The organism is Paenibacillus sp. MMO-177 (assembly GCF_037147795.1).
GTDB lineage: Bacteria > Bacillota > Bacilli > Paenibacillales > Paenibacillaceae > Pristimantibacillus.
This window is the reverse complement of sequence record NZ_JBBCUR010000005.1, coordinates 355,963-371,573: the sequence shown is the minus strand read 5'-3', so window position 1 is coordinate 371,573 and position 15,611 is coordinate 355,963. Positions and strand designations below refer to the sequence as shown.

Sequence of the window (15,611 nt, the reverse complement as noted above, 5' to 3'; positions counted from 1 at the left end):
GAGTTTTTTCACATTTTTGAAACTTTCGCAATCGTTTTTTGTTACATAGATGAAGGCAAATAATTGGATTTGCGCATTACTTAAAAACGCGAGACGTTGAATAGGAGGATAACCCAGTATGGATGCTGACCAAACCGTAGTAACAGTTGATATATACGGCCATCAATATAAACTTAAAGGTCATAACAATGTTGATTATATAAAGCGGGTAGCCGGCTCGATCGATGACGCGATGAAGAAACTGGCGATTGGCAATCCTCGTCTCGATATGCCCAAGCTGGCCGTTCTGGCAGCTGTTCAGATGACCGAGGAAGTTTTCCGGCTGCGCCGTGAAAACGATACTCTGCACGACGCCGAGGCCAAGCGTCTTGTGCTGGTAGATTTGTTGGAGCAGGCAAGCCGGCTCGAGGTTTCGCTGCGCGAGGAGCTTGCGGCTGTTCAGTTGAAGTCCAAGACGGAGCTGGAAGAGCTTCGGGGAGAATATGAGACCGAGCTGGCCGCCGCGAAAGCGGCAGCTGCGGAGGAAATGGCCGCAAGGCTGGAAGAAGCGGCCGAGCTTCTGGCGTTAGCCCAAGCGGAGGCGACGGAGGAAATCGAGCGCGTCCAGATGCTGGCAGCAGAGCAGCTGGAGCAGGAGCTCGAGCTTGCGCAGGCAAGAGCGGCGCAGGAGCTGGAACGCGAGCGGGCGCGGGCAGCGGAAGCGTTAGCCGCGCAGCAGGCGGCGGCGGAAGCTGAGCTGGAGCAGGCGCGCGCGAGAGCGGCGGAAGCCGCGGAGGAGCTGGCGCTGGCGCAAGAGCTGGCCGCGGAGGAGCTCGAGCGCGAGCGCGCGAAGGCGGCGGAAGCGCTGGCGGAGCAGCAAGCGGCAGCGGCGCAGGAGCTGGAGCGCGAGCGGGCGCGGGCAGCGGAAGCGTTAGCCGCGCAGCAGGCGGCGGCAGCGCAAGAGCTGGAGCAGGCGCGCGCGAGAGCGGCGGAAGCCGCGGAGGAGCTGGCGCTGGCCGAATCGTTAGCCGCGGAGGAGCTCGAGCGCGAACGCGCGAAGGCGGCGGAAGAGCTGGCGGAGCAGCTTGAGCGGGAACGTGCGAGAGCGGCGGCAAGTCTGGCGGAGCAGCAGGCGAAGGCGACGGAGGAGCTGGAACGAGAACGGTTAAGGGCCGTCGAAGCGGCCGAAGAATGGGCGTTGGCGCAAGCATTGGCGGCTGAAGAGCTTGAACGCGAGCGCGCAGCAGCGGCGGAAGTGTTGGCAGCGCTGCAGGCGAAGGCAACACAGGAAATAGAACAAGAACGCGCGAAAGCGGTAGAAGCTGCGGACGAGTTTGCGCTGGCGCAAGCTTTATCGGCGGAAGAATTGGAACGTGAGCGTGCAGGAGCAGCGGAATTGCTGGCGGCTTTGCAGGCTCAAGCGGCTCAGGAGTTAGAGCAAGAGCGGGCAAAAGCTTCGGAAGCGTTGGCCGAGCAAGTAGAGCGTGAGCGTGCGAGAGCTGAACAAGCACTGGCAGAGCAGCAGGCTAAGGCTGCTGAAGAGCTGGAGCGTGAACGGCTTAGGGCGGTAGAAGCGGCTGAGGAATTAGCGTTGGCTCAGGCTCTTGCAGCAGAAGAATTGGAACGCGAGCGCGCAAGAGCAGCGGAAACGTTGGCGACTTTGAAGGCACAGGCCGCACAGGAGCTGGAGCAGGAGCGTGCGAAGGTTATCGAAGCCGCGGACGAGCTTGCGCTGGCGCAAGCCCTGGCAGCGGAAGAGCTCGAACGCGAACGCGAAAAGGCATCGGAAGCCTTGGCCGCTTTGCAGGCGCAAGCCGCGCAGGGACTGGAGCAGGAGCGCTTGAAAGCGGCCGAAGTACTTGCCGAGCAAGTAGAACGCGAGCGTGCTCGGTCTTCGCAAGCGCTAGCAGAGCAGCAAGCGGCGGCAGCGGAGGAGCTTGCATTAGCGCAAGCCTTGGCTGCAGAAGAACTGGAGCAAGTGCGTGCTAAAGCCGCGGAGCTTGCGGAACAGCTGGAGCGTGAACGCGCGAAAGCGGCTGAAGCGGCACACGAGCTGGCGCTGAACCAGACGCTTGCTTCGGAAGAGCTTGAGCTTGAACGAATCAAAGCTGCGGAAGCTTTGTCCACGGTGCTGGAACAAGAGCGCTCAATAGCCGCGCAAGCCCTTGCGGAACAGCAGGCGGCAGCGGCACAGGAACTGGAACGCGAGCGGGCGAAAGTAGCGGAAGCGGTAGACGAGCTTGCATTAGCTCAAGTCATTGCTGCAGAAGAGCTGGAGCAGGAACGCGTAAAAACGCTTGAGCTCATACAGTCGAAGGAGCAAGAGTGGCAGGAGCAGATTGCACAGCTTGAGCAATCGCTGAAGGCTGATTTGGAGCGCCGCCGCAATGGCTGGATTGAGGAGCGTACAAGGCTTCTTACGAAGTTGTCCGAGCTGGAGCAAGCTTGGAATCAGGATAAGCAGCTGCATGAGCTTCGACTTCAGGCTGCGGACGAGCACCTGATGCAGGCAATGGAGCAAGAAGAAGCGCTGCGTGCATCCATCAAGGCGATGGAGCAGCAATCCAATGAGCTTGAACAGCAGTACGGTGAAGTTAAAGAGCAATTGGAGGAAGTCTCCAAGCAGTATGCCCAATCGCTTGAACAGATCGGTCAATTGGAGCAGCAAGCATCCAAGCAGTCGGAATTGCAGACTGCCGTTGAATTGCTGGCGGCTGAACAAACGGAGAAGCTGCAGCAATTGCAGGGGCAATTTGATCTTCTTCAGGATGAAATGGACAAGCAACAGCGCCAATTCGAAGCAGAACGTTCTGTTATCGAGCAGCTTCATGCGGATCGTTACAGCGAAGCAGAACGCCGGTTGGAAGAACAAGCTCGTCAGTTGACAGAAGCGTCTGCTATTTTTGAAGAAAAGGAGCTTGAGCTGGAGCTTCAATATGAAGAGGATAAGCACAGGCTGGAACGTAAATATCAAGAGCAGCAAGAGCAGCTTGAGCTGCGTCATGCCGAGCAGCAATTCGAATTGAAAGAACGTTATGAGCAGCAGTATGCCGAGCTGAAGCAGCAGCTTGACGCTATTGTGGTGTTGAATCAGGAGCTGGAAGACCGGCTGCAGGCCGAAAATGCCGCTATGGCAGAGAAGCACAACCAGCAAACTGCCGAGCTGGAGCAGCGTCATCAAGAGCAGCTTCGTTCCCTCGAACGGCAGTTCGCCGATCAGAACGAATTGCTTGAGCTTCAGTATATGGAGCAAATCGAGCAGCTGGAGCGTCAACAGCAAGAGCTTAAAGCAGAGTGGGACGAGCGGGAGCAGGAGCATAACCGTAAGCTCGACCAGAAGCGCCAGCAATATGAGCATCGTTACGAGGAACGTCTTACTGAGGCGGAAGAACGTTACTCCGAGCTTCTGGCGAAGCAGGAAGAACAGCAGCATAACCTGCGCTCCCGCATTGAAGAATTAGAATCTTCGTTGGAAAAGGCGGAGCTCCGCGGTCTTGAAAAAGAAGAACAACTCGCGGCTTCAACTAAACGCGAGAACGAGCTTCTGGAGCAGCTGGAATATATCGCTGCCCGCGAACGGATCACGGTGCAGCAGATTGAAGCTGCCGCGCAGCAGATTCGGAAGCTTAACGAGCAGCTTCAAGCCGAGCAGCAGCTCGCGCGGCAAGCGAAGCAGGAAGCGGAGCGTTTGACAGAATCGGAACGTGCCCGCGAAGCATCGGAGAAGTCGCTTCTTGAACAGCTCGAAGCGGCGCGCAAAGAAGCGGCAGCAGCTGCGGATCTGCGGGTATTGCTGGATGAGCAGGCGCAATCGCTGGCGGCTGAGCATCAGGATGCTTCCGGTGAAACGGAAGTTCTTCGCGAGGAGCTCCGTGTACTTGGCGTGAAGCATGAGAAGCTGGAGATCGAATACCGCAAGCTTCAAACAGAGTACAATGAATGGATTGAGCTGATCGAGCACAGTTAAACCGGTTATAGTAAAGAGCCATCTGTTAATGGGGACTGACCCCCGTTTAATGTGCAGGTGGCTCTTTTGCGTCAATAGGCATACTCAAGCTAGGCAAATGCGCCATACTGGCGCATGGAGCCCAATAAGACGGAAAAACCGTGTTACAGGGGTAGAACGTTGCGCCATACTGGCGCTACGATACAAATAAGACGGAAAAACCGTGCTGCAGGGGTAGAACGTTGCGCCATACTGGCGCGATTAGCCAAATAAGACGGAAAAACCGTGTTACAGGGGTAGAACGGTGCGCCATACTGGCACGAGGAGCCCAATAAGACGGAAAAACCGTGTTACAGGGGTAGAACCGAGCGCCATACTGGCGCATGGAGCCCAATAAGACGGAAAAACCGTGTTACAGGGGTAGAACGGTGCGCCATACGGGCGTGACGATCCAAATAAGACGGGAAAACCGTGTTACAGGGGTAGAACGTTGTGCCATACGGGTGTAACGATCCAAATAAGACGGAAAAACCGTGCTACAGGGGTAGAACGGTGCGCCATACTGGGGTGACGATCAAAATAAGACGGAAAAACCGTGCTGCAGGGTTGGAGAGATTCGCCTCTACGCGAAGAAGCCGCTCCAATGTCACAGCATTGGAGCGGCTTCTTCGATTGGGTTACCCATAGCTGACTATAGTTCCGGTAGGGCCTCCTACCGGAAGGCTGGCCAAGCGGATGAGGTCCGGGGTGACGACCGCCGGATCTTTGCCGGTGGCGTGCATTTCGGTACGCAGCGTACCGGGATTGTATAGGTTAACAAGGATGCCATGTTCATGCTCCTCGTCGGCGAGCGTGCGGGTCAGCGATTCCAAGCCGGCTTTCGCTGCGCTGTAGGCGGCATAACCGCCTGCTCCGTTCCAGGACAAGCCGGAGGTTATATTAATAATGCGGCCGTATTTGCTTTTGCGCATGGATGGCAGAACGGCTTTTGTAAGAAGAAACGGTCCTGTCAAATTGGTAGCCACTTGTGCATGCCAATTCTCAGAGGTTAATTCCAGCACGGAACCGGGCTCGAATACGGCCGCATTATTTAATAACACATGGATGGAACCCCATCGATCGATGACCTGCTGAACTGCGGATTGGATTTGGCACTCCTGCGTAATATCGGTAGGGATGATCAGCGCTTCGCGGCCCGTATTCTGTTTGATCAGCTCGGCAGTTTCCTGCAGCTTGCTTTCACGGCGGCCTAACAAAGCAACCTCGGCTCCTTCTTTCGCGAACGACAGGGAAGTTGCCCTTCCGAGTCCTGAACCTGCACCGCTTACGATGGCAATCCGTCCGTTTAATAAGCTCATGGATCATACCCTCCTTAAATGAATAGTTTATGAATCATCTTATCAGACCGGAAGGCGGTAGGGGAAGAGTTCGTACCATCATTCTTTCTTACCCTTTTGTAAAGGAATCATTATAATTCATATGTACGTTGGCAAGCTCGCATGTCGCGGAAAATAAAAAAGACCTCTTTGAGAAAGAGGTCTCTGCAGCAAGATCGCTTAAGCGGCTTCAACAATAAGCTTGGCTGTCATTTTCGAATGTCCGCCGCCGCAAGGGATGTTGCATTTGATTTCGTATTCGCCGGCATCCAGCGTGATGGTTTTTGCTTTATTCTGAGTCAGCTTCACGTTTGTCTTCTCAATCTGGACGCCATGAACGCCATCGATGAGCTCGAGCTTAATGGTCTGACCTTTTTTAATATGGTATTCCGGCTGGTCGAATTCCCAGCTGCTTGCTTTAATCACAACGTCGGGAACGGCAGAGCTTGCCGCGTCCGATCCGGAGTTATTGCCCTTGCTGTTGGAGCCGCAGGCAGCAACGACGAACACCAGGCATAGCACAGATGCAAATATGAGCCACTTCTTCATCTTCATACCCCTTTCATAGCCAAAAGCATAAAAATTCAATTCTTTTCCTATTGTAGCTTATCCCTAACCGATTTGCAGTGACAGTCCCGTGACAAATGAAAAAGCCCCTGCCCATCGTTTCCGATAGGTCAAGGGCTTTAAGGCTTTATTTACTGCTAGTCACGGTTTCGGTAATCGCTTCTGCCTGCTTCGTACGGGGTGCTGACCGGAATGAACAAGTCGATAATCCCGATAACAAGAGCGGCTAAGATTGCGCCCAGCCAAGTGACGGATACGCCGCCTACAATAAACTGTGCAATCCAGATGACAGCCGCGCTGGCAAGAAAACCAACGATACCGCGTCCAAACGGGGTAACTTTTTTGCCGAAAATACCTTCAATAATCCAGCCCAGAGCCGCGATAACAAGCGCCAGCAGAAGGGCACTCCAGAACCCGCCGACACTGAATTGCGGAACGATCCAGCCGACAACCATCAGAACGATGGCTGCAACGATAAATCGGACAACATGACCAAGAAAACTCATATCATTAGCCTCCTCACATTAGGTTAGCCTAAGTATGGTGCGTTTCCTCCCTTATTATGACCATAATCCAGGGAAACATGTATGAATCAAGCGGTGATGTCGTGCATCCTAAACCTCGATCAGCTATAATATAAGGGCGAGAGGAGTGTTCACTTGGACAGCAAAATTTTATCCACTTTGGAATTCCATAAAATTACGAATAAATTAGTGCATCATGCCGCTACATCGCTTGGGAAAAGCGTGTCGGGACAGCTTGCTCCGGTCTCCGATCTGGAAGACGTCAAGCTTATGCTGCAGACGACCGATGAAGCGTACAAGGCCGACAGGCTTAAGGGCAATGCGCCGTTTGGTGGCGTTGTTGATATTAGCGCTTCCCTGCATCGCGCGCGAATCGGCGGAACTTTGAATCCGGCTGAGCTGCTGGATATTGCAGCAACGGCCAGAGGCGCGCGCCGGGTGAAGAAGCATATCGACAATCTGCATGAAGATGATCCGATTCCGCTTCTGTTCCAGATGACGGAACAATTGTCCGAGCATAAGCCGCTGGAGGATGCCATCTTTGATTGCATCGATGACCAGGCTGAAGTATTGGACAGCGCGAGCCCCGAGCTGGCTTCCATCCGCCGCGAGCTGCGGAGCGGAGAGTCGCGGATCCGGGAGAAGCTGGAGCAGATGATCCGTTCTTCCTCTGTTCAGAAAATGCTGCAGGATTCCATTATTACTCTTCGCAACGACCGTTATGTCATTCCGGTAAAGCAGGAGTACCGTTCGCATTTTGGCGGGATTGTTCACGACCAGTCCGGTTCCGGCGCTACCCTGTTCATTGAGCCCGAAGCCATTGTATCGATGAATAACAAGCTGCGGGAGACCAAAGCCGCGGAGCTTCGCGAAATTGAGAAAATCCTGCAAAAGCTGACGGCCCGTGCGGCAGAGCATGTGGAAGACCTGCTTTATAACCAGGATCTGCTGGGCAAGCTGGACTTTGCTTATGCCAAAGCGCGCCTTGCCCATGAAATGAAAGCGACTTTGCCGCGCATGAATGACAGGGGCTTCCTCAAAATCAAACGCGGACGCCATCCGTTGATCGCTCCGGATAAGGTTGTGCCGCTTGATGTGGAGCTTGGCAATCAATTTACGGCTATTATTGTTACCGGTCCGAACACGGGCGGTAAAACGGTATCCTTGAAGACGGTGGGACTGCTTAGCCTGATGGCGATGTCCGGGTTGTTTGTTCCTGCCGAAGAAGGCAGCCAGCTATGCGTGTTCGACTCGATCTATGCCGATATTGGCGACGAGCAGAGCATCGAGCAAAGCCTTAGTACCTTCTCCAGCCATATGACGAATATTATCCGCATTCTGGAGTCCATGACGTCCAAGAGCCTTGTGCTGCTCGATGAGCTTGGTGCGGGGACAGACCCGGCGGAAGGCTCGGCGCTTGCGATCGCCATTCTGGAGCATATCCATAAGCTCGACAGCCGGATTATTGCGACCACGCATTACAGCGAGCTGAAAGCCTATGCGTATAACCGTAAAGGCGTCATTAATGCCAGCATGGAGTTTGACGTTGCTACTCTTAGCCCGACTTACCGCCTGCTCGTTGGCGTACCCGGCCGGAGCAACGCGTTTGCCATTGCGGAACGGCTTGGTCTCAGCCAGGCGATTATCGATCATGCCCGCGGCGAGGTCAGCGAAGAGGATCAGCGCGTAGAGAACATGATTGCCTCCCTGGAAGAAGACCGTCTAAGCGCGGAATCTGAACGGAATACGGCAGAGTCTATGCGCCGCGAGATGGAAGCGCAGCGGAAGCGCCATGAAGCGGAGCTGGAACGTTTCGAAGAGCAGCGCGACAAAATGATGCAAAAAGCGCAGCAAGAAGCGAACGAAGCAGTCGCCAAAGCCAGACGCGAAGCGGATCAGATTATTGCGGACCTGCGCAAGCTTGCCCTTGAGGAAGGTGCTTCCGTCAAGGAGCATAAGCTGATTGAAGCGAAGCGCAGACTGGAGGAAGCGGCACCGGAGCTTGCCGCGAAGAAGAAGCGTCCGGCAGGCGGCGGAGCGAAGAAGCCGGCCAAGATCGGAGCGGGCGATGAGGTTATGGTCTATAGCCTTAATCAGAAGGGTATTGTTGTAGAGATAGGGGCATCGGATGCAACCGTCCAGCTTGGCATTATGAAGATGAAGGTTGCGCTTGACGATCTGGAGCTGATTAAACCCGTGGCTCAGCTTAACAAGCAGCAGCAGCCGAAGCAGACGGCTAGCCTGAAGCGCTCCAAGGAAGATAGCCTTCGGATGGAGCTTGATCTGCGCGGAGCGAATCTGGAGGAAGCCATCATTGAAGTCGACCGTTTCCTCGACGAATCGTATTTGGGCGGTCTTGGTCAGGTCTATATCATCCATGGCATGGGTACCGGCGTATTGCGTGCGGGAATCCAGCAATATTTGCGCAAGCATAGTCTTGTAAAGGCGTATCGTCTCGGAAAATACGGCGAGGGCGGCGCAGGCGTAACCGTGGCGGAGCTGAAATAGCTTCGCCGTTAAGCCGGCGGCACGGGTAGCAAGCCTGGGGAGTGATAAGAATGGGTAGTGAAGTCGATCGTTTGCTCAGCAATTCGTATGCGGCATCTCTCGTTTATGTATCGCTGGTTGTGCTTTCGCTTATTGTCTTTTTGTCCGTATTTGAGCTTGTAACCCGTTATAATTGCTGGAAAGAAATCAAGAACGGCAATTTGGCGGTAGCTATGGCAACAGGCGGAAAAATATTCGGGATCTGCAATATTTTCAGATTTTCCATTGAAGCCAAGGTTTCCGTTTACGAAAGTCTAATCTGGGGGATATTTGGTTTTATCATATTGCTTGCCGCTTATTTCTTGTTTGAGTTTCTAACTCCGGTATTCAAGATCGATGACGAAATCGCAAAGGACAACCGGGCGGTAGGATTAATCGCAATGATTATTTCCGTTTCTTTGTCCTATGTGATTGGCGCGACGGTAATATTGTAAGAAAGAATTGCTTCGCAATTCTTTAAGCTTATGCTTTCGAAGTAAGAATTGCTTCGCAATTCTTTGTAGGAGGGCAGTCATGAAGTATTTGTGGGGGATTTTGCTCGCGGTTGCAATTATATTTTTTGGACTAGGCGTTATCTATATGATGAACAATTAAGCTTGTGGAGGGTTTTGGAATGGAACAGCAAACAATTTGCCCATGGTGCGATACCGAGATCGTATGGGATGAGGAGATCGGCCCGGAGAAGCATTGTCCGCACTGCGAGAATGAATTGAGCGGCTACCGCACGATGCAGATCGGGATTGACCGCGACGAAGACGAGCAGGACGACAACTGGGAAGAGGAGCAGGAACAGCAGCAGGATGATTCCTATAACGATGATTCCAACGAAGGCTTCCGTCAGATGAATGTTTCCTGGCTTGCCGCAGAAGCAACGATCCGTCAAATGACGGACAGTCAGGAAGAAGCGCCCGAATGTCCTTCTTGCCGTGAGTACATGCTGGAAGCGGGGAAACAAACGGTATCCCTTCAGCCAACGATTCATGCGGTAACCGGTAAACCGGTCATCCAATCGCCGTTTGAGACCGTAACCTATATCTGTCCGTCCTGCTTCCAGACCTCGACGGTTCTGAGCGAGAAAGCCCGTAACCAGATGCTGGAGCTGCTTGCGCCAAAAGAGTAATTACTGGAAAAACGGCATGCGGCCTGCTCAATTGGGAATCCTAACGGAACACCACTGTTAGGAGGAATCGGATTGAAGCAAGGTTATCATGGCGTTAAGACCGGCGGGCGTATGCCCGGCAGATCAGTCGGCCGCGTTGTTCCGGGTTCCCGCCACGGCGGAGCGCTGGACTCGCAGGCCATCCTGCTGCTGACGGTACAAGGCCTGTTTGGCGTAGCAAGCGCGCTGTCCGGAACGTTTATCCCGGTCTATCTCTGGAAAGCAAGCCAGTCCTTTATGCTGATTGGCTGGTACACGCTTGGACAATACATAACAAGCGGCCTCATCTTTTGGCTGGCAGGCAAATGGGTGAAGGAACATCATAAAATGTACAGCCTCCGTCTTGGCATCGTGCTGTCGGGGGCGTTTTATTTTACGGTATTGATGCTTGGCCAGCAGGCCAAAACCTACAGCATACCTCTTGGCATGCTGAGCGGTATGGCTCTAGGCTTTTATTGGATGGCTTACAACGTGGTTTATTTCGAAATCACCGAGCCGGATAACCGCGACCGGTTTAACGGAGTGGCAGGTATATTAGGCTCATTATCGGGGATCATTGCTCCGTGGGTGTCGGGCTTCCTGATTACGACATTGCACGGCGAGCGAGGTTACAAGCTTATATTTACGATTTCCCTTGTTATCTTTGGACTGGCTGTTGTCGGCAGCTTCTGGCTGAAGAACCGCGGCGTTGTAGGTGAGAAGTACAAATGGTTCCTTGGCGTTGCGGAGCTGAAGGAGAAGGGGAATCCATGGCGGAGGATGTTTGGCGCCATCGTGGCTCAAGGCGTCCGCGAGGGTGTCTTTATGTTCCTGATCGGTCTTGTCATCTATATCGCTACAAAAAACGAAGGAAAGCTGGGGAATTTCTCGCTGATTACTTCCCTTGTTGCCTTAATCAGCTTCTGGTTTGTCGGCAAGCGTCTGAAACCGGGCAACCGCAGAATCGCGATGCTGGCGGGTACGATTATGATTGGTCTGATCATTCTTCCGTTGTTCTATAAAGTCAGTTACAATACATTGCTTATATTCGGCATAGGTACTTCCTTGTTTATCCCGTTGTACATCATTCCAATGACGTCCCGGGTGTTCGACCTGATCGGCCGCTCCGAGGAAAGCGCCGTTAACCGCGAGGAACTCATCGTACTCCGCGAGGCCGGCCTCATTATCGGCCGAGTCATCGGACTTGCCGCTTATCTGGTCGTTGTGTCCCAGACGCAGACACCGGCCGCTATCGTTACCCTTATGTTTTGTGTTGGTATCGTTCCGATCGCCGGATGGTTTTTTATCCGGCCGTTCCTTTCGGCCAACAATAAATTTCGTTAAGTGCTTTTTAAAATAACTGTTAGCCGTTTGTGCGGAGCAAAACTATTAGAATGGAGAAGCGGTAGCGTTCGCCTTTGCCCCCGAATTTCAACCGCTAAAGCGGTTTGAAATGAAGAAATTCGGGGGCAACAGCGATCGGAATCTAATAGTTTTGCGTAGCATTACGCCACGGCTGCAGTTTTTTAACTAACACGAAAAGGAGAATTTATGCCAAGAATAGTGTCTACCATCACCGATCTCATCGGCGATACGCCAGTCATCAAGCTTAACCGGCTTGTCCAAGCCGGAAGCGCGGATGTGTGCGTAAAGCTGGAGCGGTTTAACCCAAGCGGCAGCGTGAAGGACCGCGCCGCATCGGCTCTTATCGAAGCCGCCGAGCAGCAAGGGTTAATCTCCCCGGGCAGTACCATTATCGAGCCAACCAGCGGCAACACCGGTATTGGCCTGGCGATGAATGCTGCTGCCAAAGGCTACAAGCTTATTCTGATTATGCCGGACAATATGTCGGCTGAACGAATCAAGCTGCTGCAGGCTTACGGAGCGGATGTCGTGTTGACGCCTGCGGCGGAAAGAATGCCAGGGGCTATCCGCAAGGCTATAGAGCTGCAGGCAGAAATTCCGGGCAGCTTTATTCCGAACCAGTTCGAGAATCATGCTAACCCGGATATCCACCGAACAACAACCGCGGTAGAGATTTTGCGTCAAACCGACGGCAAGCTGGATGCTTTTGTCGCTACCGCCGGAACAGGAGGGACGATTACCGGCACCGGCGAGACGCTGAAAGCCTCATTGCCTCATTTACATATTGCTGTTGTTGAACCTGCCGGGTCGCCTGTCCTGTCGGGCGGCCAGCCCGGGCCCCATAAGCTGGTTGGCACAAGTCCCGGTTTTGTACCGGCTATCTTAAATACGGAAGTTTATGACGAGATTATCCAGGTATCCGATGAAAATGCCCTTCAGACGATGCGGGATCTTGCGCGTCTTGAAGGTCTGCTGCTGGGACCGTCCTCCGGCGCTTCCGTATGGGCTGCTATGCAGGTTGCGAAGAAGCTTGGAGCGGGCAAGCGTGTTTTATGCATTGCGCCGGATACCGGAGAGCGGTATTTAAGCATGGATATATTTTAAGGGAGGGTTGAATGGATGAATAAGACAATTGCCATTACGGGCGCATCCACGGGTATCGGACTGGCAACGGCGTTGCTATTCGCCCAAAAAGGCTGGTCGGTATTTGCGGGAACGAGGAATTTGAAGCGCGAGCGGGAACGGCATAACATCGAAGGCCTGGAATGGCTGGAGATGGAGGTAACCGATCCGGTCTCGTTGCAAAAAGCGTTTGAGCAGATTAATGACCGGACGGGCGGCAAGCTTGACGTATTATTCTGCAATGCAGGCTTCGGATTTCTGCGAACGCTTGGACAGGCGTCCATGGACGAAATTCGCAATGTGTTCGAGACCAATGTATTTGGCGTTATTCATACCATTAAGGCAGCCCTGCCCATGCTGCGCGAATCGGATAAAGCCCATATTATGGCGACCTCCAGCGTAGGGGGATTAGTTGGGCAGCCGTTTAACGAAATCTACTGTTCAAGCAAGTTTGCGTTGGAGGGACTGCTGGAAAGCTTGGCCACCTATTATAAACCCCTCTTTAATATCGATATCACCCTCGTCGAACCGGGAGCTATCGCGACTAATTTCAACGATACGGTTTTTAAACAGCTGGGCAGCACGGGCGGTATCTTGGACGATGAATACAAGGCGTTGATCGACCGTTACGTTGAGCAGTTTACCAAACGGAATACGGTCCCTCAAACGGCTGAATCCGTCGCCGAGGTTGTGTTTGGCCTCGTTAATCTGGAGGAGAAGCCGCTTCGCATTCGGACTTCGGAGGCGGCGGATAAATTTACGGCCTACAAGACGGAAAAGGATCCAACCGGCTTGGACGGAATGCTGAATGTCCGCAAGCTGCATCTAGGCTTATAAACGCCTCGATGAGATCCGCGTTCGCGTTAAAAGAAAGCCCTTAAAGCTTATTTCCAAGCTTTAAGGGCTTCTTTTATGAGACCGCGGCGTTCTCTTACATAATCAAGAATAAAAGAAGGTTCATCGAGAAACGTGTCATAGCTGCTCTTACGGGTAAAATCATCCCGGATTGCCGGTGTAATCTTTTTGTATAAGCGGTTTATCATAGGATCGATCCGCTCAACGGTAAAAGCTGTTTTTAATAGTTTCTGAATGATTGCGCGGTATTTACGACGGCAGGAGGAAAATTTAAATAGCTTGCCGGTCAGGCTGTTATACCCCTGCAGCCTTACAAGATCGCTGCCGCAAGGCTTCCCGTAGCAGTTTCTTCCCCAGGTTCCCTCGTAATCCCAAGGAATAATACGGTATTTGCTCGTTTTCTTATGCTCATACAAGGCATAGTTCTGATCAAAGCCGTCATAGTTGCCGGTCAGAACCGCTCCGGCCAGCCACAATAAATATTGGTTGATATCCAGCCTTTTGGCCGTATAGACGCTCAGCTGTTTGTTGGGGAGAGAGTTAATATTGCGGATAAAACGGACCAGCCTGTATTTTGTGTTTCTTTGGCCCTTTACCATTTCATAACCGTCGAACAGGGAGTCTTTCTTATTATTTGTATTCTGATCGACAAGGCTGAAATCCGCGCTGTCATTAACCGCATAGATCAGGGAGGTATAGCCTATTCCTCTCTTTCTGAAGAAGGCTTTATCGACCGCTTCAATCTCCAAGTAAACTCCTTGCGGATAACCGTTAATCTCAACGGAGATATGCTGGGTTTCGGGGGACGGTACTCCAATGAGGTTAAAAAACTGAAAGGATAAGGCGTTGCGGATCATGGAAGGATCGTCGAATTCCGCGTTCCAGTGCAGCGTCTTGCCCCCGTCCAGTCTGATTTCAAACGATTTCTTCGTATAATTGCGCGTATGGCCGCCCCGAATGCCGCATGTCGCTGAATATTCTTTGCCATCTATTTCAATCCGGATGGGTTTAAACGAATTGCTCCAAGGATTGTTCTTCAGATCCCACAGATCATCCTCGTCAATTTCAATTTTACGTATAGGCAGCTGTGCCACGGGCTTCACCCCTTTAAGACCGAAGTCAAAGCCTATCGTGGCCGATAGGCTCCTGTGCTTATTTACCGTATTCGGGAAAGGGGGCGAATGACACCCGTAAGTGATGAAATTGTTTATTTCTCCTTTTTGTCCGCATAAATGGTTACTAATCTAGTACCTCTCAAATACGGGTTACATATAAATATATTACAAACCGTCACCAATGGTAGATGACTAGATAGCGAAATACCAGCAGTTCAGCCTATTAATGGTAGAAGGTCAATTGGATGGCACGGTTGTAAATCTATTAAGAGAGAGTCATCGGAGGGATTTATTACATGTACGGGTACAATTGGCAGCAAGACAGCAACAGGCACAAAAGCCACAGAAGTTATGGCAGCACAGGAGCAGGAAACACAGGAACAGGAAACACGGGAACTACAAAGAACGGCACGCAAATCACAAACCTGGTAGGTGAATTTGTCCGTATTAACCGTGGCGGTCCTGATTCTCTGGAAGGCAAGCTGCTCGCGGTAAAAAGCGACTACCTGGTTCTTTCGACAAGAGAAGGCGTTGTGTACGTTGATCTCGACCATGTAAAAAGCGTAACCGGCTTTGCAAAAGCCAAAAGCGGCGGCACTAGCAATGACTATATCAACGCCAATAACTTCAGAGGTGTCATTACTGCATTAACGAAAGAATTCGTGCAAATCAACTGGGGCGGACCGGAACGCGTGCAAGGCTTCCTTGCCGAAGTACAAGGAAACACAGCACTAGTTGTCGTAAACAATGAGGTTGTTTATGTCCTGGTTGACCATATCAAAACGATCAAAAAAATCGGCGGCAAATCCGGCGACAACAAATCCGGCGGCAACAAAGGCGGCAACCAAGGCGGCAATAAAAACAACAAATCCGGCGGCAACCAAGGCGGCAATAAAAACAACAAATCCGGTGCTCAAGGTCAATCCGTAGATAACAAAACCGGAAATCGTACCGCTGCCCAAGCTCAAAATCAAACCAAAGGCAATAAGTCGAAAAAATCCGGTGGCAGCAACCGCTCGAATAAAGGCTAATCGATAGATGCCGGGCATTGTGCCCGGCATTCTAGTCGGATTAAGC

At 52.4% G+C, this 15,611-nt stretch carries 12 protein-coding genes; 8 read left to right on the top strand and 4 right to left on the bottom strand.

Translation table 11 applies throughout. The annotated features are described in order from the left end of the window. Positions 1 to 118: 118 nt before the first annotated feature. The gene (locus WFK81_RS19815; protein WP_336788106.1) at positions 119 to 3,946 is read left to right on the top strand and encodes a hypothetical protein; all 3,828 of its coding nucleotides are present in this window, start codon (positions 119 to 121) and stop codon (positions 3,944 to 3,946) included. Positions 3,947 to 4,602: 656 nt separating this feature from the next. Here WFK81_RS19815 and WFK81_RS19810 read toward each other — a convergent pair. The 3 genes from WFK81_RS19810 to WFK81_RS19800 all read right to left on the bottom strand — a co-directional run bounded on the left by WFK81_RS19810 (position 4,603) and on the right by WFK81_RS19800 (position 6,374). Beyond that, positions 4,603 to 5,283, bottom strand: a complete 681-nt coding sequence (locus WFK81_RS19810; protein WP_336788105.1) for an SDR family NAD(P)-dependent oxidoreductase — start codon at positions 5,281 to 5,283, stop codon at positions 4,603 to 4,605. Between the two features lie 198 nt (positions 5,284 to 5,481). Further along, entirely contained in the window at positions 5,482 to 5,850 is a 369-nt protein-coding gene (locus tag WFK81_RS19805) for a cytochrome C oxidase subunit II (RefSeq protein ID WP_336788104.1), read from the bottom strand. Between the two features lie 155 nt (positions 5,851 to 6,005). Next, the gene (locus WFK81_RS19800; RefSeq protein WP_132303206.1) at positions 6,006 to 6,374 is read right to left on the bottom strand and encodes a phage holin family protein; all 369 of its coding nucleotides are present in this window, start codon (positions 6,372 to 6,374) and stop codon (positions 6,006 to 6,008) included. Between the two features lie 153 nt (positions 6,375 to 6,527). On the opposite strand from WFK81_RS19800, the gene WFK81_RS19795 reads away from it, so the two are divergent. The 6 genes from WFK81_RS19795 to WFK81_RS19770 all read left to right on the top strand — a co-directional run bounded on the left by WFK81_RS19795 (position 6,528) and on the right by WFK81_RS19770 (position 13,401). Next, entirely contained in the window at positions 6,528 to 8,900 is a 2,373-nt protein-coding gene (locus WFK81_RS19795; RefSeq protein ID WP_336788103.1) for an endonuclease MutS2, read from the top strand. 50 nt (positions 8,901 to 8,950) lie between these two features. After that, entirely contained in the window at positions 8,951 to 9,373 is a 423-nt protein-coding gene (locus tag WFK81_RS19790; RefSeq protein ID WP_336788102.1) for a DUF350 domain-containing protein, read from the top strand. A gap of 179 nt (positions 9,374 to 9,552) precedes the next feature. Then, on the top strand, positions 9,553 to 10,059 hold the full coding sequence (locus WFK81_RS19785) for a hypothetical protein (protein ID WP_336788101.1): 507 nt from the start codon (positions 9,553 to 9,555) through the stop codon (positions 10,057 to 10,059). A gap of 72 nt (positions 10,060 to 10,131) precedes the next feature. Continuing rightward, positions 10,132 to 11,421, top strand: a complete 1,290-nt coding sequence (locus WFK81_RS19780; protein WP_336788100.1) for an MFS transporter — start codon at positions 10,132 to 10,134, stop codon at positions 11,419 to 11,421. A gap of 207 nt (positions 11,422 to 11,628) precedes the next feature. Then, on the top strand, positions 11,629 to 12,546 hold the full coding sequence (gene cysK, locus WFK81_RS19775; protein ID WP_336788099.1) for a cysteine synthase A: 918 nt from the start codon (positions 11,629 to 11,631) through the stop codon (positions 12,544 to 12,546). A 15-nt stretch (positions 12,547 to 12,561) separates the two neighbouring features. Then, on the top strand, positions 12,562 to 13,401 hold the full coding sequence (locus WFK81_RS19770; protein WP_336788098.1) for an SDR family oxidoreductase: 840 nt from the start codon (positions 12,562 to 12,564) through the stop codon (positions 13,399 to 13,401). Between the two features lie 47 nt (positions 13,402 to 13,448). Here WFK81_RS19770 and WFK81_RS19765 read toward each other — a convergent pair whose 3' ends face one another. After that, positions 13,449 to 14,513: a CotH kinase family protein gene (locus tag WFK81_RS19765; protein ID WP_336788097.1), complete on the bottom strand. Its 1,065-nt coding sequence runs from the start codon at positions 14,511 to 14,513 to the stop codon at positions 13,449 to 13,451. Positions 14,514 to 14,830: 317 nt separating this feature from the next. On the opposite strand from WFK81_RS19765, the gene WFK81_RS19760 reads away from it, so the two are divergent. Beyond that, a complete protein-coding gene (locus tag WFK81_RS19760) occupies positions 14,831 to 15,565 on the top strand; it encodes a hypothetical protein (protein ID WP_336788096.1) in 735 nt (244 codons plus the stop codon). Positions 15,566 to 15,611: the final 46 nt, after the last annotated feature.